This window comes from Methyloversatilis sp. S146-33 (assembly GCF_059552495.1).
In genome coordinates this window covers 1-19,809 of sequence record NZ_JCANOT010000010.1, presented here as the reverse complement: position 1 = coordinate 19,809, position 19,809 = coordinate 1, and the positions used below count along the sequence as shown (strand labels likewise).

Genomic DNA, 19,809 nt, shown 5'->3' with positions numbered 1-19,809 from the left:
ATGAAGGTTTACAGGAGCCGACATGAGCGGACAGGACGTGGTGGTGATCGGTGCCGGCGTGGCGGGCCTGGTGGCCGCGCTCGAACTGGCCCGCCGCGGCCTGGCGGTGACGCTGACCGAGCGCGCAGGCACGCCCGGCGGCAAGCTGCGCGAGGTGCACGTGGCCGGTCTGCGGCTCGACGCCGGCCCGACGGTGTTCACGCTGCGCGAGGTGTTCGAGGACATCTTCGACGCCGCCGGCAGCGACTTCGCCACCCACGTCGGCACGCGCAAGGTCGAGGTGCTGGCGCGCCACGCCTGGTCGGCCGACGAGCAGCTGGACCTGCACGCCGACGTCGAGCGCAGCGCCCAGGCCATCGGCGACTTCGCCGGCGCCGCCGAGGCGCGGCGCTTCGTCCGTTTCACGCGCGAGGCGCAGACCATCTACCGCACGCTCGACAGCAGCTTCATGCGCGCCCAGCGGCCGGGGCCGCTCGAACTGGCGCGCCGCGCCGGCGTCGACATCCTGCGCATCCGCCCCTTTGCAACGATGTGGCGGGCACTCGGCAGCCACTTCCGCGACCCGCGGCTGCGCCAGTTGTTCGGCCGCTACGCCACCTATTGCGGCTCGTCGCCCTTCGATGCACCGGCCACCCTGATGCTGGTGGCCCATGTCGAACGGCGCGGCGTCTGGCTGATCGAGGGCGGCATGTACCGGCTGGCCGAGGCGCTGGCCGCGCTGTGCGTGCGCCACGGCGTGCAGTTCCGCTACGGCGAGCACGTCAGCGAGATCACGCTGCAAGGCGATCACGTATCCGGCGTCCGGCTGGCCTCGGGCGAGTGGCTGGCGGCGCGCACCGTGGTTGCCAACGCCGACGTCGCCGCGCTGCCAGCGGGTCATTTCGGCGACGGCGTGCGCCGCGCGACGGCCGCGGTCGAGCCCGCCGCGCGCTCGCTGTCGGCGGTGACCTGGAATCTGGTCGCGGCGACCGAGGGCTTCCCGCTGCTGCGCCACAACGTGTTCTTCTCGGCCGACTACCGCGCCGAATTCGACGACCTGCAGCGCCACGGCCGGCTGCCGCGCGCACCCACCGTCTATGTCTGCGCGCAGGATCGCGGCGACGCGCCGCCGTCGTCGCCGCTGCCGGCGGAACGCCTGCTCTGCCTGGTCAATGCGCCGGCCGATGGCGACCGCCGGCTGGCACGCCCGGGCGAGATCGAGCGCTGCGCCCACCTCGCCTTCCGCCAGATGGCGCACTGCGGCCTGCGCGTCGAACGCCGCGCCAGTGCCTGCGTCACCACCACGCCGGAAGACTTCAACCGGATGTTTCCCGCGACCGGCGGCGCGCTTTACGGCGAGGCTTCGCACGGCTGGCGCGCTGCCTTCCGCCGCCCCGGCGCGCGCAGCCGCGTGCCCGGACTCTATCTGGCCGGCGGCAGCGCGCACCCCGGCCCCGGCCTGCCGATGGCCGCGCTATCGGGCCGGCTGGCGGCCGACTGCATCCTGCGCGACCGCACGGAGGCCCGCTCATGAACGCTCGCAGCTTCGACGCCGACGTCGCGCCGGGCGGCTACCGCTGGTGGTATGTCGACGCCACCAGCGATGACGGTCGCTACGGACTGACGGTGATCGCCTTCATCGGCAGCGTGTTCTCGCCGTATTACGCACTGGCCCGCCGCCGTCGCCCGGGTGCCGCCGACCCGCACGCGCACTGCGCGGTGAATGTCGCGCTATATGGTGACAAGCGCCGCTGGACCATGACCGAGCGCGGCGCCGCCGCGCTGCAGCGCGACGCGCACAGCCTGCGCATCGGCCCGAGTCGGCTGCACTGGGACGGCGCGGCACTCACCATAGACCTCGACGAGATCGGCGCGCCGCTGCCGATGCGCGTGCGCGGCAGCGTGCGTCTGCACGCGCCGACGCTGGTGCAGGACACCTTCGCGCTCGATGCAGAGGGGCGCCACCTGTGGCTGCCAATCGCCCCCTGTGCGCGGGTCGAGGTCAGGCTGAGCGAACCGGCGCTGCACTGGCATGGCGACGCCTATGCCGACAGCAATGCCGGCAGTCGCGCGCTGGAGGAGGACTTCACCCGCTGGCACTGGTCGCGCAGCAGCCTGCGTGGCGGCGACACCGCGGTGCTGTACGACGTAGAGCGACGCGACGGCACGCCGCATTCGCTGGCACTGCATTTCGACGCCGACGGCGGCTGCCGCAGCTTCGCCGCACCGGCGGCGCACGACCTGCCGGGCACGCGCTGGGGGATTGCCCGCGCGACGCGCAGCGAAGCCGGCACGACACCGCGGGCGCGCACGCTGGAAGACACGCCCTTCTATGCGCGCTCGCTGCTCGACACCCGGCTGCTCGGCGAGCCGGTGCACGGCGTGCACGAAAGTCTGGACCTCGAACGCTTCCGCAGCGGCTGGGTACAGATGCTGCTGCCCTTCCGCATGCCACGGCGAAGCGCATGGGCCGCCTGAGGAGGCCTGGTCAGCGCTCCGGCGCTTCGTCCTTGCGGTCGCCCTCGCGCTTCTGCAGACGGCGCACCGATACCAGCTGGTACACGGCGAACACCAGCACGCCGCCGAATATCAGCACCGCCTCGACAATGACCAGCGTAGTCGGACTCATTGCACGCCCTCCTGTATGGTTGCATCGACTGCACTGAACCTTCACAACTCCATGTCCGCAACCGAAAGCCTCGACTGGCTGCGCGACGGCGCCGACTGGCCCCATCGCGATGCGAGCCGTTTCGTCGATGCGGGCGGCGTGCGCTGGCACGTACAGATCGACGGCAGCGGCCCGCCGCTGCTCCTGCTGCACGGCAGTGGCGCGTCGACCCACTCCTGGCGCGACCTGCTGCCGCTGCTGGCGCGCGAACACACCGTCATTGCGCCCGATCTGCCGGGCCACGCCTTCAGTTCGACCCCGCCGGCCCACACGCTGTCGCTGCCCGGCATGGCGCGCGCCACGTCCGCGCTGATGCGCGCACTGCAGATCGCACCGGCGGCGGTGGCCGGGCACTCGGCCGGTGCGGCGATCGCACTGCGCATGCGGCTCGACGGCCTGCTGCCCGGCCGCCACCTGGTCAGCCTCAATGGCGCGCTGCTGCCGCTGCCCGGCCTGGCCGGCCTGCTGTTTCCGCCAGCCGCCCGCCTGCTGTCACTGACTCCCTTTGCCGCCGCCCTGTTCGCGCGCAGCGCGTCGCGCAGCGGGGCGGTCGAGCGGTTGATTGCCAGCACCGGTTCGCACATCGACGAACGCGGCATCGCGCTGTACGCGCGGCTGGTGCGCTGTCGCGCGCACGTGGCCGGGGTGCTCGGCATGATGTCGAACTGGGACATCGCACCGCTGGCGCGCGATCTGCCGCGGCTCGACGCCGCGCTGACGCTGATCGCCGCGCGCGGCGACCGCACGGTGCCGGCCGACTGTTCGCGCCGGGTACAGCGCATGGTCACCGGCGCGCGCCTGATCGAGCTCGACGGGCTGGGGCATCTGGCGCACGAGGAAGCGCCACAGCGACTGGCCGCGCTGATCACCGAAGCGGTGCGGTAGGCCATTGGCGTCAGCCGCCCTGCGCGCGCGCCCGGTCCTGCCGCTCCAGCCGCTCGAACAGGTCGATCAGCCATTCCAGTCGCTGTCGCGGCGTGCGCGACGGCAGGCGGTCGAGCCGACCCTGCACAGCCAGCGGCAGCGGCGCCGCGCTGACCGCGTCGACCAGCATCGACACCTCCTCCAGTTCGGCGTAGCGCGCATCCGCCTGCTGCGCGGCCGCAGTCAGCGAGCCGGCCAGCAGCACGGTCTTACGCCAGGACGACACGACCGAGCGCTGCGACACCGAATCGTGGCCGTTGGCCACCACGCCGCGGCCGATGTCGCGATAAATGGCGCGTGCCGCGCGGATGCCCGGCCGGCAGGCCGGCGGCAGCTGTTCGATGCCGGCGGCGGCGCGCTCGTACAGCAGGTCGGCACAGCCGAGCAGGCGATCGAGCACCGGTACCAGCCGCGCATCGAACACCGGCTGCGCCAGCCAGGCGTCCGGATCGATGCCAGCCACGCGCAGCCAGCCGCGCGGCAGGTAAAGCCGGCCGCGCCGCGCGTCCTCGCCGATGTCGCGGGCGATATTGGTGAGCTGCATCGCCAGCCCGAGGTCGCAGGCGCGCGCCGCCTGTTCACGGTCGCGCACGCCCATCAGCATCGCCATCATGGCGCCGACGGTGGCCGCCACGCGGGCGCAGTATTCATATAGCTCGGACAGCGTTTCGTACTGCCGGCCGCGCGCGTCCCAGGCGAAGCCCTCGATCAGCGCATGCAGCAGTGCCGGCGGTATCGCGAACTGCACCACCACCCGCGACAGCATGCGATCGACCGGGTCGTTGCGCGGCCGGCCGGCGCAGGCGGCGTCGACCCGCCGGCGCAAGGCATCGACGGTCGCTTCGTCGGCCGCACTGTCATCGACCAGATCGTCGGCGATGCGGCAGAAGGCGTACAGCGCGCACGCCGGTTCGCGCACCGCACGCGGCAGCAGCAGCGAGGCGGCGAAGAAGGAACGCGAGCCGTCGCGCAGCAGACGGCGGCAGGCCGCCATGTCTTGGGCGGCGTCGTGGTCAGACATGAGACGGATCCGGCACCAGCCGGTCGAGCACGCGCGCCGACGACAGCACGCCGGGCAGACCGGCGCCGGGGTGCGTGCCGGCGCCGACCAGATAGAGCCGCTCCAGCTCCTCGCTGCGGTTGTGCGGACGGAACCAGGCGCTCTGCGTCAGCACCGGCTCCAGCCCGAAGGCCGCGCCTTTCAGCGACAGCAGGCGGTCGCGGAAATCGATCGGCGTGGTGACGCGCGAGGTGACGATGCGTTCGGCCAGCCCCGGCAGCAGGGTTTCCGACAGCCGGTCCTCGATCGCCTGGCGGTAGCGCTCCGCCACCACCGTCCAGTCGGTGCCGCTGTCCAGGTGGGGCACCGGCGACAGCACGTAGAAGGCGTCGCAGCTTGGCGGCGCCAGCGATGGATCGGTCGCCGTCGGTCGGTGCAGATAGAGGCTGAAATCGTCGGCCAGCACCTGCCGCTCGAAGATGTCGTGCAGCAGCGCCCGGTAGCGTGGACCGAGCAGTATCGTGTGGTGCGGCACCGCGTCGTAACGGCCGCGCGTGCCGAAGTACCAGACGAACAGGCTCATCGAATAGCGTGCGTCGTCGAGGCGACGGTCGGTCCAGCGCTTGCGCCGGATCGACGGCAACAGCTGCTTGTAGGTGTAGGCTGCGTCGGCGTTCGACACCACCACGTCGGCTGTAACCGTTTCGCCGTTGCGCAGCCGCACGCCGGTGGCGCGGCCGTTGTGCGCGGTGATCTCGACCACCTCGGCATCGCAGCGCACACGATTGCCCTGCCCCTCGATCAGCTTCACCAGGCCGCTGACCAGACTGCCGGTGCCGCCCATCGCGAAGTGCACGCCCCACTGCCGCTCCAGATGCGCGATCAGGCCGTAGATCGAGGTGACGGTGAACGGGTTGCCGCCGACGAACAGCGGATGAAAGCTGAGCACGAAGCGCAGCCGCTCGTCGCGCACATGGCTGGACACCAGGCTGTACAGGCTGCGGTAGCTCTGCAGCTTCACCATCGCCGGCAGCACGCGCGCCATGTCTATCCAGCTGTCGAAGGGCACGTGGCCCAGCTGTTCGAAACCGACGCGGAAGGTGGCCTCGCTGGCCAGCATGAAGCGCTCGTAACCGGCCACATCGTCCGGCGCCAGCCGCGCCACTTCGCGCCGCATCGCGTCGGGGTCGCCGGAACAGTCGAAGGTTTCGCCGTCGTCGAAGCGGATGCGGTAGAAGGGCGACAGCGGTCGCAGATCGACGTCGTCGGCCATCCGTCGGCCGCACAGCTGCCACAGTTCCTCGAACAGGAAGGGCGCGGTGACGATGGTCGGGCCGGCGTCGAAGGTGAAGCCGTCCTGCCGGTGTACATAGGCACGTCCGCCCGGCGCATCGAGCCGCTCGAGCACGGTGACGCGGTAGCCGCGTGCACCGAGCCGGACCGCCGCGGCCAGCCCGCCGAAGCCGCTGCCTATCACCACCGCGTGCGGTGCGCTGCGGCGCACGCCGGTGACGGCCGGCGGCAGATCGTTCATCGAAGTCATCGCCGCGTACCGGTCGTGTTCATCGGTTCTGGCCGGCGGACTGCGCACCCGCCTGCTTCACCAGCTGCGAAATGCCCTGTGCATCGGCGGCGGACAGTGGCGCGTACAGCGCACCCATGCCGGCCGCCAGCGACTGCGCCGACGGATGCGGCCGCGGCGAGGTGTCGATGAACAGCGTGCGCAGCGCCGACGCGCGCACCCGCCGCGCCGCCGCCTGCGCGTCCTGCTCGGCCTGGGCGCGACCGCCCTGGCCGTCGCGCGCGACATTGCCGCGGCCGTCGGTGAGCAGCACCAGCGTCGGCGTGTCGCCCTGCCGGCGCAGCGCGTCGGCCAGGCTCCAGCCGGCTTCGATGCCGGCCGCCAGCGGTGTGCCGCCGCCACCGGGCAGACCGGCCAGACTGCGTTTGGCACGCACCAGCGAGCGGGTCGGCGGCAGCAGCAGTTCGGCACGCGTGCCGCGGAAGGCGATCACCGCCACCCGGTCGCGCCGGACATAGCAGTCGGCCAGCAGCAGTTCGACCGCACCCTTGGCTTCGCCCAGCCGGTGCAGCGCCGACGAGCCGGAGGCGTCGACGACGAAGATGGTGGTGGTCTGCGTGCGCTGCCGGTAGCGGACGACGCGGAAATCTTCCGGTCGCACCGCCACCTGCGTCACCGGCATGCCCTGACGCCGGCGCAACGCCTGCCACGGCGCCGCCGCACGCAGCGTATCGATGACGCTGAGCCGCAGCCCGCCGCCCGGTCGCCCCTTGCGCACGCCGACCGGCCGGCCGCGCTGGCCGTTGCCGCGCAGCGCGCCTGAGCGCCCGGCGCTGCGCGCCCGCGGGAGGCGACCACCGGCCAGCCGGATGTGCGCCAGCAGGTCGGGACTGAGCACCGCGCGCACCGCTTCGAGCACCCGGTCTTCGAGCGGCTGTTGCAGATCGGCGGGGCTGTCGTCCTTCCGCTCGTCCCTCTGCTCGCCGCCCGCATCGCCCGGCGGCGGCGCGGCCTCGGCGGGCGCCTTGTCGGGCGTCTGGTCGGGCGCGGCGGACTCGGGTGGCACATCGGCCGGCGCTTCGGCGGCACTCGCCGGACACTGCGTCGCGCGCGGCGCCAGCACCAGCTGGGCGGCCAGCGTCACGTCCGGCTCGCCGACCTGGTCGCGCCCGTCCAGCGCGGCCGCAGCGCGGGCGGCGCGCACTGCGAGCATGAAGGCGCGCAGCGAATCGACACCGAAGGCCTGTGCCGCTGCACCGAGCGACTGGATCACCACCGGCGACACGCTGACCGTCGGCAGGCGCGCACGCGCAGCGGCGATGTGTCCGGCATCGAAGGGCAGTTGCGGGCAGTCGCCGGCACGCAGGCCTTCGAGCTCGACGATGCAGGCCAGGCGGTCGCACAAGGCGGCCGGCAGGTTCTCGTCGTCGCCCTGCGCCTCGTCCAGCGCGATGACGCCGAACTCGGCCGCCTCGCGCGTTTCCAGCCCGTCGCGCAGCATGACCACGACGCCCTCGTCCATCACCGCGGTCAGCCGTGCCGCCGCGGCGGAACTGATGCGCTCGGCCATCGCCAGCAGCACGACGCCGCCGTGCGCCTCGACCAGCAGGCCGCGCTCGGCCACCGGTCGGCCGGCGCGCAGCGTGGCGGCGAGGTCGAGCCCGCCGAGCAGACGGGCATCGGGTGCGTCGAGCGGAATGCGGCGCAGCGGCGTGCCGGGCGGCAGCAGCGCGCGCAGTTGCGCCAGCCAGGCGTCGCGCGCGGGACCGGCCTGGGCGCGCAGCCGCACACCGCCACATCCAGCCGGGTCGAGCGCACACAGCGCGGCCGGCAGCAGTGCGCGCAGCCAGCGCGCCATCGTGTCCTCAGTCTGCATTGGTACCCCGCTCATGCCGGCAGCAGCTCATCGACGGCGCGCGCCACGCGCACGCCGGAGCCGGATTCGTCCAGTGGATCGCGGCGCAGCCGGTGGCGCAGCGCCGACGGCGCGATGCGCCGCAGGTGCGCGTCGCCGACCTCGTCGTCGCCGTCGTAGGCGGCCAGTGCGCGCGCCGCGCGCACCAGCGTCAGTTCGCCGCGCAGGCCGTCGGTGCCGAGCTGCATGCACAGCCGGGCCGCCTGTTCGAGCGCCGCATCCGGCACCCGTACGGCGGGCAGGCGCTCGCGCGCACCGACGATGCGACGGCGCAGGCGGGCGTCGCGTCCGGCCCACTGCGCACAGAAGCCGGCGCGGTCACGCTCGAAGGCGTCGCGCCGTTTCACGACATCGACGCGGGTCGGCAGATCGGTCGGCGTGCTCACCTCGACCGACAGGCCGAAGCGGTCGAGCAGCTGCGGCCGCAGTTCGCCCTCTTCCGGGTTGCCGCTGCCGACGAGCACGAAGCGCGCGGGGTGACGCACGCTGAGGCCTTCGCGTTCGACCACGTTCTCGCCGGAAGCGGCCACATCGATCAGCAGATCGACCAGGTGGTCCTCCAGCAGATTGACCTCGTCGACATAGAGAAAGCCGCGGTGGGCGCGCGCCAGCAGTCCGGGCTCGAAGGCCTTCTCGCCGCGGGTGAGCGCGCGTTCGAGATCGAGGGCACCGACCACGCGGTCCTCGGTGGCGCCCAGCGGCAGATCGACCACCGGCACCGGCACCAGCCGCGCGCGCCGCGATGCGGCAGCGGCGGAACAGACCGGGCAGACCGAAGCCACTTCGTCCGGGTCGCACTGGTAGGCGCAGCCCTCGACCGCGCGCATCTTCGGCAGCAGCGCCGCCAGTGCGCGCACGGCGGTCGACTTGCCGGTGCCGCGGTCGCCGAACACCAGCACGCCGCCGATGGACGGATCGACCGCCGACAGCAGGATGGCCTGCTTCATTTCGTCCTGGCCGACGATGGCCGAAAACGGGAAGGCTTGCGACATGGCGCACCTCGCGCGGAAGTCGGGCGCCATGGAAGATCGATGGCACAGCCGATAGTGTCACTTTATGCTGACACTTCGTGTGTGTCTACAGATTGACGCTATACGGTGTGCGGCGCGTTCAGTTCTCGTCGCGCGGCCAGCGCGGCACCGACCAGCCGGTCATCACCGCCAGCAGCCGCAGACCGGCGATCAGCGCGACCGAGACGGCCAGCGACAGCAGCGGCGGCACCGCCAGCGCGTCCATGCCGAGGTAGAGCCAGGCACCGGCGAAGGCGCACAGGGCATAGGGCCGGTGGTCATGGAACACGTTCGGCACCTCGTTGCAGATGACGTCACGCATGACGCCGCCGAGCACGCCGGTGACGACGCCCATCATGACCGACACGAAGAGCGGCATGCCCATCTGGTGCGCCAGGCTGACGCCGGTGACCGAAAACAGACCGAGGCCCAGCGCGTCCGGAATCAGCATCGCGCGCTCGGTGACGATGTCGCGGTGCTTGTGCAGCCAGGGAGCCGCCACCACGGTCAGCCCGAAGATGAGCCAGACATAGCCCTGGTGCTCGACCCAGAAGAAGGGCCGGCGGTCGAGCAGCACGTCGCGTACGGTGCCGCCGCCGAAGGCGGTGATGAAGGCCACGGCGAACACGCCGACCACGTCCATGCGGCGGCGCGCCGCTTCGATCAGACCGGACACGGCAAAGGCGAGCGTGGCGGCGAACTCGATTGCCGAAATGATCAGCTGGAATCTGGGCATGCGGCGATTGTAGGCGCCGCCGGCGGTTTCAGCCTTGCCGGGCCTCGAACACGTTGGCGCCGGCCGGTGTCACGAAGGATTCGAGAAAGCGGGTGCGCTGGAAGTCGGCGACGGTCGGCGGATGTGCGCGACAGGGCGCCTGCAGGAAGGGCGTATACATATAGATGGACATTTCGGGCGATTCGAAATGAACCCGGATCGACGGCGTGCGCGCAGCATCGAACTCCGGCGGCAGACCGATCTGCGCCACCAGCGTGTAGGCGATCAGCCTGTCCTTCCACGCCATCGCCACCAGCCTGTCGTGCAGTATTTCGTACTGCATGTAGTGCGGCAGCGCGTAGTTTGCGGGGTCGGACTCCAGCGGATGTACAAAACCGGCCGGACAGACGTAGCTGCCGAAGGGCCACACCGTGCCGAAGCGCCGCAGGCGTTCGCGCGCCTGCCGGTTGCTGCGGTCCAGCAGTTCAAGCAGTTCGAACTCGGCGAGCGGGGAATCGGGCTTGAACAGGGGAAGCGCCATGGTGAAACGGGGGCCGATGAAGATGACCGTTCCAGTCTATGCCGACGCCGCGCGCCGACATGCCCAACGCATCACGCTGATACAAATCGGCGCGAGCAGACGCCACATCGTTGTTTTGAACGGGGAAATTGCCTGATCGGGCTCAGGTATTCGGCTGATTGCCGCAGCGCTGGCGCGCTGCGTATAAGTCGGCCCAGTCCCCTCGCGTTTGCCCTGCCCGGAGCCGCCACCGTGAATGCGCACAGCCGACAACGCCAGCTTCGCCGCCTGCTCACACTGCGCGCCACCTTCTGCATCGGGCTGCTGACCGCAGCGCTGGCCGGCTGCCTGCTGTCCGGGCTGATGCTGCTGCATGCGCTGGAAGGCGCCTCGACCAGAACGGCTGCCGTGGCGCTGGCCGTGCTGCTGACCGTAGTCTGGGTCAGCGTGCGGCTTTCCCGCTGGCTCTGGGTGCCGACGCCGGACTGCGCGGGCATCGTGCTGCCGGACGCGCTGGCGCCCGGCTTCCGCCGGCGCATCGACCGCCTGTGCGCGCGGCTCGGTGCGCGCCGCATCGACCGCGTGCTGGCCACGCCGGAGGTGAACGCCGCCGTCGTGTGCCGCCCGGCTTTCGGTCTGTTCGGCCCGATGCGCACGACGCTGCTGCTGGGCATACCCCTGGCCCACTGCCTGACGCCGCAGCAACTGTCGGCGGTGCTGGCGCACGAACTGGCTCACCTGTCGGCGCAGCGCGGCCGCCGCGGCGCCTGGGCCGCCCATCTGCGCACCTGGTGGCTGCGCTGTTTCGACCGCATCGACGAGGACGACGGCCCGCTGGCGCGCGTCGCCCGCCGTGTGTTCGCGCGCACCGCACGGACCGATCTCGAACAGTCTGTACAGTTGTCGCGACTGGACGAATTCGAGGCCGACGCACTCGCTGCCCGCGCGGTCGGCGCGCCGGCGCTGGCCGGCGCGCTGATCGATCTGGCGATGAAGGACCGTTTCCTGACCGAGAACTACTGGACCAAGGTGATGGAACAGGCGCGCAGCAAACGCCGGCCGCGCATCCGCCCTTTCCGCGAAATGGGCCTCGGCATGCAGGTGGGCTTCGTGCGCGACGACGCGCTGGCCGATCTGGACCATCTGCTCGGCGCACGCGTCGATACCGCCGACTTCGACACCCACCCGGCGCTGGCCGAACGCCTGGCGGCGCTGGATATCGACCACGCCGACGGCCTGCCCGACGCGGCCGACGGCCCGAGCGCGGCCGAGCACTACTTCGCCGACCTGCTGCCGACGCTGTCGCTGGCCTTCGACCGCATGTGGTGGCTGGCCTCGTCGCGCGACTGGCGGCAGCAGTACCGCAGCGCGCGCGCCGATCGTCGCTGACTCAGCAGATTTCGCATCAACAGATCCTTTCCCACAGGCTGGTTTCGTCGCCCAGCCGTTCCAGTTCGGCGCCCTTGAAGTCACCGCGCGACACGATGCCGACGATCACGCCGTTGTCGACCACCGGCAGATGGCGGAAGCCGCGATCGTTCATTTCGCGCAGCGCGTCGATCGAGGTCTGGTCCGGCGCAATCGTGTGCGGCTCCGGCGTCATCGCCTCGGCCAGCGTCATGGCCGGCGCGTGATGCCCTTCTGCCAGCATGCGCACCGCGTCACGGCCGGTGAAGATGCCGACCAGCTTCTGCGTGTCGTCGACCACCAGTACCGCTCCGGTCCCCTTCTCGTGCATCAGCCGGCAGGCATGACTGACCGTGTCCTTCCGCTGCAGCAACAGCGGTTCCCTGTTCTTGATGATGAAGGCGATGTAGCGCTTTTCCATGATGTCTCCTGAAATGCCCGGGGCGAGTCCCCTTTGAATCTAGCCGCCGGCCGGTCGGCCGCCTTGAGCAGGATCAGGCGGGCGCGCCTTGACTGTGCCGCCGTGCCGACCGGAACAGCCGGTAACACGACAGGGAGGCGGACCACGACACGCTCTACACTGAGGCTCCGTCGCATCGATTGACATCGCAATGCCCCGCTTCGCCCCGTCCCCGCGCACCACCGGCTATCTCGCCGCCGCCGGTACCGTCGCCATCTGGACCGGCTTCATCCTGGTATCCCGCTACGGCGGCAAGAGTCCGCTGACCGCCTGGGACACGCTGGCGCTGCGCCTGGGCACCGCCGCGCTGTTGCTGCTGCCCTTCGCCGGCAGTCTGCCGCGCGGCGCCTGGCGCAACGCACGGCTGTGGACACTGACCCTGCTCGGCGGCCTCATCTACGGCCTGTTCGTGTTCGCCGCCTTCAAGTACGCGCCAGCCGCGCACGGCGCCATCCTGCTACCCGGCATGCAGCCCTTCCTGGTCGCCGCGGCCGCCTGGTGGCTGCTCGGATCGCGGCCCGGCGCCGCCCGCATGGTCGGTCTCGCCGGCATCGCGCTGGGCATCGCCAGCGTCGCCGTGCACTACACGGCAGGCGGCCACCCCTGGACACACGACATGCTGCTTGGCGACCTGCTGCTGCTCGGCGGCTCGGCCGCCTGGGCGCTGTACAGCGTGCTGGCAAAGAAATGGAAACACGACGCGTGGACGCTCACCCGCTTCGTCGCGCTCGGTTCGACCGCGCTCTACCTGCCGGTCTATTTGCTGTGGCTGCCCAAGGCGCTCGACCAGGTGCCGACCGGCATGCTGGTGCTGCAGGGCCTCTACCAGGGCGCCGGCGTCACCATCGTGGCGATGATGCTGTTCCTGAAGGCGGTGCATGAGCTGGGCGCCGAGCGCACTGGCGCGCTGGTGGCGCTGGTTCCGGTGCTGGCCGGCGTCGCCGCGGCACCGCTGCTGGACGAGGCGCTGTCCGGCTGGCTGGTCGCCGGCCTGATCTGCGTGTCGGCGGGCGCCTTCGTCGCCGCGCGGCCCGGGCGGGTGGTGCCGCACTAAAAAAAAACGGCGCACCCGCAGGCGCGCCGTTTTCTGTCAGGACCGACCGTTCGCGTCAGAACGGGATGTCGTCGTCCATGCCGCCGAAGCCGCCGGACGAGGACGGCGGTGCCGACTGCGGCGCCGGCGCCGGCGCCGGGCGGCTGGGCGCCTGACGCGGCGCGGACTGGCGCGGTGCCTGATCGAAATCGTCGCCACCGCTGTAACCACCACCGCCACCGCCGCCGTAGCTTTCACCGCCACCGCCACCGCCCGAACCCTGACGGCTGCCGAGCATCTGCATCTGCTCGGCGCGGATTTCGGTGGTGTAGCGGTCCTGACCCTCCTTGTCCTGCCACTTGCGGGTGCGCAGGCTGCCCTCGACATAGACGGCCGAGCCCTTGCGCAGATACTGGCCGGCGATCTCGGCCAGGCGGCCATAGAAGGACACGCGGTGCCACTCCGTCTGTTCCTTCTTCTCGCCGGTAGCCTTGTCCTTCCAGCTGTCGGTGGTCGCCACCGTGATGTTGCAGATCGCGTCGCCGTTCGGCGCGTAACGGGTTTCCGGATCGCGGCCCAGGTTGCCGACGATGATGACCTTGTTTACTGAAGCCATTATTTCCCTCCCGCGAGATTCGTGTATTTCGTTTCTGACAGCGACGCTGCGCACCGGACGGGCGCCGCGCCATTATTCCATATGAATTTCAGGCAACCACCGGCGCATCGAGCAGCCGGCGTACGTCCTCTTCGTCCCACAGTTCCAGATTCACCTTCAGATACGCCATCCGGCGCTCCCGTTCGACGCTGGCTTCCCTGACGCCCGGCAGCTCCAGCAGCCGCTCGCGCAGCCACTCGATGTCGACATGATCGCCGATCGCGTACTCGCGCAGTGCAACCACCGGCGGCGCTTGCATGCTGCGTGCCCACAGCCACCAGGCGACGGCCAGCGCGAGACAGAAGCCGAACACGCCGGCGGCACCGAAACGCAGCGCGATCGCGCCGCCGATGGCACTGCCGGTCGCGGCACCGATGGACTGCGCGGTATTGAACACGCCAAGCGCCGCACCCTTGGCCGCTGGCGGCGCAATGCGCGACACCAGCGAGGGCAGCAGCGCCTCCAGCAGGTTGAAGGCGATGAAGAACACGAACAGCCCGCCAACCAGCACCCACATCAGATCGACCTGCGCCAGGAAGATGAATTGCGAGGCGATCAGCGTGACGATGGACGCGAGGAAAACCGACTTCACGCGCGCACGCTTCTCCGCCCAGACGATGGCCGGCACCATGACGACGAAACTGGCCAGCACGATGGGCAGGTAGAGCGTCCAGTGTTCAGCCACCGGCACGCCCATCACCTCGACCAGAGCCAGCGGCACCATCAGGAACATGGCCATCTGCACCATGTGCACGGTGAACATGCCGAAATTGAGGCGCATCAGCTGACGGTCGGCAATCACCCGCGCAAACGGTGTCGGCTGCACCACCGGCGCGTGGTCCGGGTCGGGCACTACCTTGAGCAGCACCGGAATCGCGGTGAGCGCCAGCACGGCGATGAACAGGAACATGCCGTCCATGCCCACCCAGCCGTACATCGCCGGCGACAGCACCAGCGAACCGGCGAACACGAGGCCGATGGTCGAACCGATCATCGCCATCACCTTGGTGCGGTGCTGGTCGCGCACCAGATCGGCGGCGAGCGCGGTCACCGCGGCGGATATGGCGCCGGTACCTTGCAGGATGCGCGCCGCGATCATCCAGTGGATGTCCGGCGCCCACATCGCCATCAGGCTGCCCGCCGCGTACAGCAGCAGACCGACGACGATGACCGGCTTGCGACCGAAGCGGTCGGAGGCGATGCCGAACGGAATCTGCATGAAGGCCTGGGCCAGCCCGAACACGCCGAAGGCCAGCCCGGCCATGAAGATGTTGTCGCCGCCCGGCAGCGTCCGCGCGAACACCGAAAACACCGGCAGCACGAGGAACAGGCCGAGCATGCGCAAGGCGAGAATGAATGCGAGCGCCACGCCCGCACGCCATTCGGTGCGGGTCATGCGGTCTGAAATAGGGGAAGTCATGGCGGGACGGCGAAGGAACCGCCGAATTCTAGCAAAGCCGCGGCCACTGCCACGGCCTCTCCGTCACCGCCCCCGGTTTCAGCGGCACCAGGACGGCCGGCGGGGCTCAGGTCGCTCGGTCTGGCACTGCCACTGGACCGCGCCGCTGACGTCATCCAGCGAGGGCACGAAGGCCAGCGCGTCGTCCTGACCGCCGGGCCGGCCCAGCGGCGTCACGATCACCGTACCACCTTCGCGCATGTCCACGCTTGCCACCGTCTGCAGCGCCTGTACCGCCGGCACGCGGTCGAGCGCGGACAACAGGGTGTTCGCCTGCTCCAGCGTGGCCGCCTCGGTCTGCAGGTGCTGCAGCAGCGTGCCGGCTGCCGCATCGACCTGTGCCAGACGGGCGCGCTTCACGTAGTCGTCGTATTGCGGAATGGCGATGGCGGCCAACACGCCGATGATCGCGACCAGCATGATCAGGCCGCCGCCGCCGCCAATCCCGGGAAAGCGCGGCACGAACAGCGCCAGCAGCTTGGCGCGCAGACTGTGTCGCGGCACCCGCAGTTCGCGGCCGGACGACAGCGCGCGCAGCGCCAGCATGCGCTTGGACAGCCAGGGGTAGTCCGAAGTCAGCTCATTGAAAGACATCCAGAAGCCGCCGCTTTCAGCGCTCTGTCCGATGAAAGTGTCGCTGTTCAGCGTCATCCACCGGCGCGATCCACCCACCACGACCGCCAGAGCGCGTTCGGCATCCTCCGGCTTCGGGCACAGCGCAAGACCATAGCGGTCGCAGGTGTATTCCTGGGCGCGGCGGTAGGCGGCACCGATCAAGGGCAGGAAGGCCGACGGCCAGAGAAAGACCGAACGCAGCAGCCCGGTGTGTTTGCGGTGGATGTGCGCCAGTTCGTGTCCGATGTAGAAATCGAGCGAATCCGGACGCTCCTCCAGCGCATCGACGATGGGCGAGAACAGCACGACGTAGTGACGGCCCAGGAATTTCGCCGCCAGCGCGTTCAGGATGCCGTCGGACTGGATCAGGTAGCACTCGGGCAGTTCGCGTATGCCCAGCCGGTCGCAGGCGCTGACGATGCGCGCGTGCAGGTCCGGGAACTGGTCCGGTCCGATACGTGCCCCGTTGCCCTTCAGGTGGGTAATGAACCAGGAAAAGCCGAACAGGTAGAACAATCCGCCGAACAGCAGGTACACCAGCACCAGGCCGAAGGTGGCGACCAGGATGAGCACCCACAGCACTGCGGACAGCACGGCGTGAATTCGGAACAGCGTGTTCTCGCGCGGATAGGGCGCAACGGTCAGGATCTGCATGTCTGTTGTCATCGTTGTTGGAGGGAGACGGCGAGCGGCACGCTAATCAATACGCATGCGCGACGCAAGTACGTGCAGCCCGACCTGTGCAGCCGCTCGCAATTCGACAGGAAATGGGGTCTCATACCCGGTTTGCCCTGCCCCCGGCCGGACCATGGACTGGATACGCATTCGCGGTGCGCGCACCCACAATCTGAAGAACATCAACATCGACATTCCGCGCGACCGGCTGACGGTGATCACCGGGCTGTCCGGCTCGGGCAAGAGCTCGCTCGCCTTCGACACGCTGTACGCCGAAGGCCAGCGCCGCTACGTCGAGTCGCTGTCGGCCTACGCGCGCCAGTTCCTGCAGCTGATGGAAAAGCCGGACGTGGACCTGATCGAGGGCCTGTCGCCGGCGATCTCGATCGAACAGAAGGCGACCAGCCACAACCCGCGCTCCACCGTCGGCACGGTGACCGAAATCCACGACTACCTGCGCCTGCTGTTCGCCCGTGTCGGCACGCCGCACTGCCCGGAGCACGGCGCACCGCTGGCCGCGCAGAGCGTGTCGCAGATGGTCGACGCGGTGCTGGCGATGCCGGAAGAGAGCAAGGTGGCCATCCTTGCGCCGGTGGTTAGCGAGCGCAAGGGCGAACAGGTCGAGCTCATTTCCGACCTGCGCTCGCGCGGCTTCGTGCGCGTGCGGCTGGACGGCGAACTGATGGACATCGACAAGCTGCCCAAGCTGGACAAGAACATCAAGCACTCGATAGACGTCGTCGTCGACCGCCTGAAGGTGCGCGCCGACGCGCGCCAGCGCCTGGCCGAATCGATCGAGACTGCGCTGCAGCAGGCCGAGGGCCGCGCCATCGCACTGGACATGGACAGCGGCGCCGAACAGCTCTTTTCCGCCCGCTTCGCCTGCCCGGTGTGCGGCCACAGCGTGGCCGAGCTGGAGCCGCGCCTGTTCTCGTTCAACAACCCGGCCGGCGCCTGCACCAGCTGTGACGGTCTGGGCATGGTCACCTTCTTCGACCCGGCGCGCATCGTCGCCCACCCTCACCTGTCGCTCGCCTCAGGGGCGATCCGCGGCTGGGACCGGCGCAACCAGTTCTACTTCCAGCTGCTGTCCAGCCTCGCCACTTTCTACAAGTTCGACGTCGATACGCCGTGGGACCAGCTCGACGCGAAGCTGCAGGACATCGTGCTCAGCGGCTCGGGCCGCGACCGCATCCCCTTCCGCTACCTGTCGGAATCCGGCCGCACCACGGTGCGCGAGCACACCTTCGAAGGCGTGGTGCCCAATCTGGAGCGGCGCTACCGCGAAACCGATTCGGTCGTCGTGCGCGAAGAACTGGGCAAGTACCGCAACACCAAGGTGTGCCCGGACTGCCAGGGCACGCGCCTGCGCTCGGACGCGCGCCACGTGAAGGTCGGCGACCACACGCTGCCGCAGCTCGCCTCGCTGCCGCTGCGCGCCTGTCAGCAGGTGTTCGAAGGGCTGGAACTCGATGGCGCGCGTGCCGCCATCGCCGCCCGCATCATGCGCGAGATCGCCGCCCGCCTCGGCTTCCTGATCGACGTCGGCCTCGACTACCTGAGCCTGGACCGCTCGGCCGAAACCCTGTCCGGCGGCGAGGCGCAGCGCATCCGGCTGGCCAGCCAGATCGGTTCCGGCCTGACCGGCGTCATGTACGTGCTGGACGAGCCGTCGATCGGCCTGCACCAGCGCGACAACGCGCGCCTGCTCGGCACGCTGAACAAGCTGCGCGACCTCGGCAACACGGTGGTGGTGGTCGAGCACGACCAGGAAGCGATCGAAATGGCCGACCACGTGGTCGACATGGGCCCGGGCGCCGGCCAGCACGGCGGCGAGGTGATCGCGCAGGGCACGCCGGCCGACATCGAGGCCTCGGAGGCCAGCCTGACCGGTGCCTACCTGTCCGGCCGCAAGCAGATCGAGGTGCCGAAGAAGCGCACCCAGCCGACCGACGCCTGGCTGCACGTGCGCGGCGCCCGCGGCAACAACCTGCGCGGCGCCGACGCGTCGATTCCGCTCGGGTTGATCACCTGCGTGACCGGCGTATCCGGCTCCGGCAAATCGACGCTGATCAACGACACGCTGTACACCGCGGCCGCCCACCACCTGTACGGCTCGGCCGCGCTGCCGGCCGCGCACGACGCGATCGAGGGGCTGGAGCAGTTCGACAAGGTGATCAATGTCGACCAGTCGCCGATCGGTCGCACGCCGCGCTCCAACCCGGCCACCTACACCGGCCTGCTGACGCCGATACGCGAGCTGTTCGCCGGCACGCCGGAAGCGCGCTCGCGCGGCTACGGCCCCGGCCGCTTCTCGTTCAACGTGAAGGGCGGCCGCTGCGAAGCCTGCCAGGGCGACGGTCTGGTGCGCGTCGAAATGCACTTCCTGCCGGACGTGTTCGTGCCCTGCGACGTGTGCAACGGCAAGCGCTACAACCGCGAAACGCTGGACATCCGCTACAAGGGCAAGACCATTCACGAAGTGCTGGGCATGACGGTGAACGAGGCACGCGGCTTCTTCGACGCGGTACCCACCGTCGCCCGCAAGCTGGAAACGCTGGTCGAGGTGGGCCTCGGCTACATCGGCCTGGGCCAGAGTGCGACCACGCTGTCCGGCGGCGAGGCGCAGCGGGTGAAGCTGGCGCTGGAGCTGAGCAAGCGCGACACCGGCCGCACGCTCTACATCCTCGACGAGCCGACCACCGGCCTGCACTTCCACGACGTGGACATGCTGCTCGGCGTGCTCTACCGGCTGCGCGACGCCGGCAACACCATCGTCGTGATCGAGCACAACCTGGACGTGATCAAGACCGCCGACTGGATCATCGACCTCGGCCCCGAAGGCGGCGCGGGTGGTGGCGAAATCATCGCCACCGGCACGCCGGAAGAGGTCGCCGCAGTCGAGCGCTCGCACACCGGGCATTACCTGGCGCCGCTGCTGAAGCCGCGCAAGGCGGCGGGGCGCAGAAAGTAGCGGCGAGCCAAGCTTTTGTGAGAGCGCGCTTGCTCGCGATTGCAGCCTGAATCGAAGATGGCGGTCCGCGATCGCCGCATCGCGACCAGAGGTCGCTCCCACAGTAATGCGTGTCCGCACCATTATCGGAGCCGGGCTTCCTGTGGGAGATTCTATGTTCCGCCGCAAGCGTTTTCGTGTTGTTTCGGGACATAGTCTGCGGCGTTCTTCATCAGTGAGAAGGCAACGCGCGCGAGTTTTCGGGCCAGCGCAACAAGCGCCTGGGTGCGGCTGAATCC

The 19,809-nt window shown here is 69.8% G+C and carries 17 protein-coding genes and 1 pseudogene; 6 read left to right on the top strand and 12 right to left on the bottom strand.

The window, feature by feature from the left end; genetic code table 11:
• The first annotated feature begins 22 nt into the window (after positions 1-22).
• Together crtD and AC51BJ_RS00860 are read left to right on the top strand one after the other, a co-directional pair.
• Positions 23-1,513, top strand: coding sequence for a 1-hydroxycarotenoid 3,4-desaturase CrtD (gene crtD / locus AC51BJ_RS00865; RefSeq protein WP_496279023.1), 1,491 nt, complete (start codon positions 23-25; stop codon positions 1,511-1,513).
• Complete coding sequence (locus tag AC51BJ_RS00860; protein WP_496279022.1) at positions 1,510-2,457, top strand: carotenoid 1,2-hydratase family protein; 948 nt, start codon at positions 1,510-1,512, stop codon at positions 2,455-2,457. Before crtD ends, AC51BJ_RS00860 begins: the two co-directional genes overlap by 4 nt.
• Positions 2,458-2,467: 10 nt before the next feature.
• Here AC51BJ_RS00860 and AC51BJ_RS00855 read toward each other — a convergent pair whose 3' ends face one another.
• Positions 2,468-2,608: a hypothetical protein gene (locus tag AC51BJ_RS00855; protein ID WP_019916967.1), complete on the bottom strand. Its 141-nt coding sequence runs from the start codon at positions 2,606-2,608 to the stop codon at positions 2,468-2,470.
• A 51-nt stretch (positions 2,609-2,659) separates the two neighbouring features.
• Between AC51BJ_RS00855 and bchO the strand changes: the two genes are divergently transcribed.
• Complete coding sequence (gene bchO, locus AC51BJ_RS00850; RefSeq protein WP_496279021.1) at positions 2,660-3,532, top strand: alpha/beta fold hydrolase BchO; 873 nt, start codon at positions 2,660-2,662, stop codon at positions 3,530-3,532.
• Positions 3,533-3,542: 10 nt separating this feature from the next.
• On the opposite strand, the gene AC51BJ_RS00845 is transcribed toward bchO, so the two are convergent.
• The 6 genes from AC51BJ_RS00845 to AC51BJ_RS00820 form a co-directional block, all read right to left on the bottom strand.
• Positions 3,543-4,592, bottom strand: coding sequence for a phytoene/squalene synthase family protein (locus AC51BJ_RS00845; RefSeq protein WP_496279020.1), 1,050 nt, complete (start codon positions 4,590-4,592; stop codon positions 3,543-3,545).
• Positions 4,585-6,114, bottom strand: a complete 1,530-nt coding sequence (locus AC51BJ_RS00840) for a phytoene desaturase (RefSeq protein ID WP_430435006.1) — start codon at positions 6,112-6,114, stop codon at positions 4,585-4,587. Before AC51BJ_RS00840 ends, AC51BJ_RS00845 begins: the two co-directional genes overlap by 8 nt.
• 19 nt (positions 6,115-6,133) lie before the next feature.
• Positions 6,134-7,984 carry a magnesium chelatase subunit D gene (locus AC51BJ_RS00835; protein WP_496279019.1) on the bottom strand — a complete coding sequence of 617 codons (1,851 nt, stop codon included), beginning with the start codon at positions 7,982-7,984 and terminating at the stop codon, positions 6,134-6,136.
• Positions 7,981-9,000, bottom strand: a complete 1,020-nt coding sequence (bchI, locus tag AC51BJ_RS00830) for a magnesium chelatase ATPase subunit I (protein WP_496279017.1) — start codon at positions 8,998-9,000, stop codon at positions 7,981-7,983. The genes AC51BJ_RS00835 and bchI overlap by 4 nt, the downstream gene beginning before the upstream one ends.
• Positions 9,001-9,118: 118 nt before the next feature.
• Complete coding sequence (locus tag AC51BJ_RS00825; RefSeq protein ID WP_496279016.1) at positions 9,119-9,754, bottom strand: trimeric intracellular cation channel family protein; 636 nt, start codon at positions 9,752-9,754, stop codon at positions 9,119-9,121.
• Between the two features lie 28 nt (positions 9,755-9,782).
• Positions 9,783-10,274: a hypothetical protein gene (locus tag AC51BJ_RS00820; RefSeq protein ID WP_430435009.1), complete on the bottom strand. Its 492-nt coding sequence runs from the start codon at positions 10,272-10,274 to the stop codon at positions 9,783-9,785.
• Between the two features lie 231 nt (positions 10,275-10,505).
• Between AC51BJ_RS00820 and AC51BJ_RS00815 the strand changes: the two genes are divergently transcribed.
• Positions 10,506-11,642, top strand: coding sequence for a M48 family metallopeptidase (locus AC51BJ_RS00815; RefSeq protein ID WP_496279015.1), 1,137 nt, complete (start codon positions 10,506-10,508; stop codon positions 11,640-11,642).
• 16 nt (positions 11,643-11,658) lie between these two features.
• On the opposite strand, the gene AC51BJ_RS00810 is transcribed toward AC51BJ_RS00815, so the two are convergent.
• Positions 11,659-12,081, bottom strand: coding sequence for a CBS domain-containing protein (locus tag AC51BJ_RS00810; protein ID WP_496279014.1), 423 nt, complete (start codon positions 12,079-12,081; stop codon positions 11,659-11,661).
• A gap of 190 nt (positions 12,082-12,271) precedes the next feature.
• Between AC51BJ_RS00810 and AC51BJ_RS00805 the strand changes: the two genes are divergently transcribed.
• On the top strand, positions 12,272-13,174 hold the full coding sequence (locus AC51BJ_RS00805; protein WP_496279013.1) for a DMT family transporter: 903 nt from the start codon (positions 12,272-12,274) through the stop codon (positions 13,172-13,174).
• Between the two features lie 55 nt (positions 13,175-13,229).
• Here the strand turns inward: AC51BJ_RS00805 and ssb are convergent, their stop codons facing one another.
• The 3 genes from ssb to AC51BJ_RS00790 form a co-directional block, all read right to left on the bottom strand.
• Positions 13,230-13,769 (bottom strand): single-stranded DNA-binding protein, encoded by a 540-nt coding sequence (gene ssb / locus AC51BJ_RS00800; protein ID WP_496279012.1) that lies wholly within the window; start codon positions 13,767-13,769, stop codon positions 13,230-13,232.
• An 88-nt stretch (positions 13,770-13,857) separates the two neighbouring features.
• A complete protein-coding gene (locus AC51BJ_RS00795; RefSeq protein WP_496279011.1) occupies positions 13,858-15,204 on the bottom strand; it encodes an MFS transporter in 1,347 nt (448 codons plus the stop codon).
• A 102-nt stretch (positions 15,205-15,306) separates the two neighbouring features.
• Positions 15,307-16,536: a M48 family metalloprotease gene (locus AC51BJ_RS00790; protein WP_496279010.1), complete on the bottom strand. Its 1,230-nt coding sequence runs from the start codon at positions 16,534-16,536 to the stop codon at positions 15,307-15,309.
• Positions 16,537-16,690: 154 nt separating this feature from the next.
• Here AC51BJ_RS00790 and uvrA point away from each other — a divergent pair, with 154 nt between their 5' ends.
• Positions 16,691-19,531 (top strand): excinuclease ABC subunit UvrA, encoded by a 2,841-nt coding sequence (uvrA, locus tag AC51BJ_RS00785; protein WP_496279009.1) that lies wholly within the window; start codon positions 16,691-16,693, stop codon positions 19,529-19,531.
• Between the two features lie 152 nt (positions 19,532-19,683).
• Here the strand turns inward: uvrA and AC51BJ_RS00780 are convergent.
• Positions 19,684-19,809, bottom strand: a pseudogene (locus AC51BJ_RS00780) (IS110 family RNA-guided transposase); the annotation flags it as partial.

Coding starts and splice junctions, on each gene's coding strand:
- ssb (WP_496279012.1), bottom strand. CDS start 13,769: ATGGCTTCAGTAAACAAGGTCATCATCGTCGGCAACCTGGGCCGCGAT.
- uvrA (WP_496279009.1), top strand. CDS start 16,691: ATGGACTGGATACGCATTCGCGGTGCGCGCACCCACAATCTGAAGAAC.
- AC51BJ_RS00805 (WP_496279013.1), top strand. CDS start 12,272: ATGCCCCGCTTCGCCCCGTCCCCGCGCACCACCGGCTATCTCGCCGCC.
- bchI (WP_496279017.1), bottom strand. CDS start 9,000: ATGTCGCAAGCCTTCCCGTTTTCGGCCATCGTCGGCCAGGACGAAATG.
- AC51BJ_RS00860 (WP_496279022.1), top strand. CDS start 1,510: ATGAACGCTCGCAGCTTCGACGCCGACGTCGCGCCGGGCGGCTACCGC.
- AC51BJ_RS00835 (WP_496279019.1), bottom strand. CDS start 7,984: ATGAGCGGGGTACCAATGCAGACTGAGGACACGATGGCGCGCTGGCTG.
- AC51BJ_RS00840 (WP_430435006.1), bottom strand. CDS start 6,114: ATGACTTCGATGAACGATCTGCCGCCGGCCGTCACCGGCGTGCGCCGC.
- AC51BJ_RS00820 (WP_430435009.1), bottom strand. CDS start 10,274: ATGGCGCTTCCCCTGTTCAAGCCCGATTCCCCGCTCGCCGAGTTCGAA.
- crtD (WP_496279023.1), top strand. CDS start 23: ATGAGCGGACAGGACGTGGTGGTGATCGGTGCCGGCGTGGCGGGCCTG.
- bchO (WP_496279021.1), top strand. CDS start 2,660: ATGTCCGCAACCGAAAGCCTCGACTGGCTGCGCGACGGCGCCGACTGG.
- AC51BJ_RS00795 (WP_496279011.1), bottom strand. CDS start 15,204: ATGACCCGCACCGAATGGCGTGCGGGCGTGGCGCTCGCATTCATTCTC.
- AC51BJ_RS00855 (WP_019916967.1), bottom strand. CDS start 2,608: ATGAGTCCGACTACGCTGGTCATTGTCGAGGCGGTGCTGATATTCGGC.
- AC51BJ_RS00845 (WP_496279020.1), bottom strand. CDS start 4,592: ATGTCTGACCACGACGCCGCCCAAGACATGGCGGCCTGCCGCCGTCTG.
- AC51BJ_RS00810 (WP_496279014.1), bottom strand. CDS start 12,081: ATGGAAAAGCGCTACATCGCCTTCATCATCAAGAACAGGGAACCGCTG.
- AC51BJ_RS00825 (WP_496279016.1), bottom strand. CDS start 9,754: ATGCCCAGATTCCAGCTGATCATTTCGGCAATCGAGTTCGCCGCCACG.
- AC51BJ_RS00790 (WP_496279010.1), bottom strand. CDS start 16,536: ATGCAGATCCTGACCGTTGCGCCCTATCCGCGCGAGAACACGCTGTTC.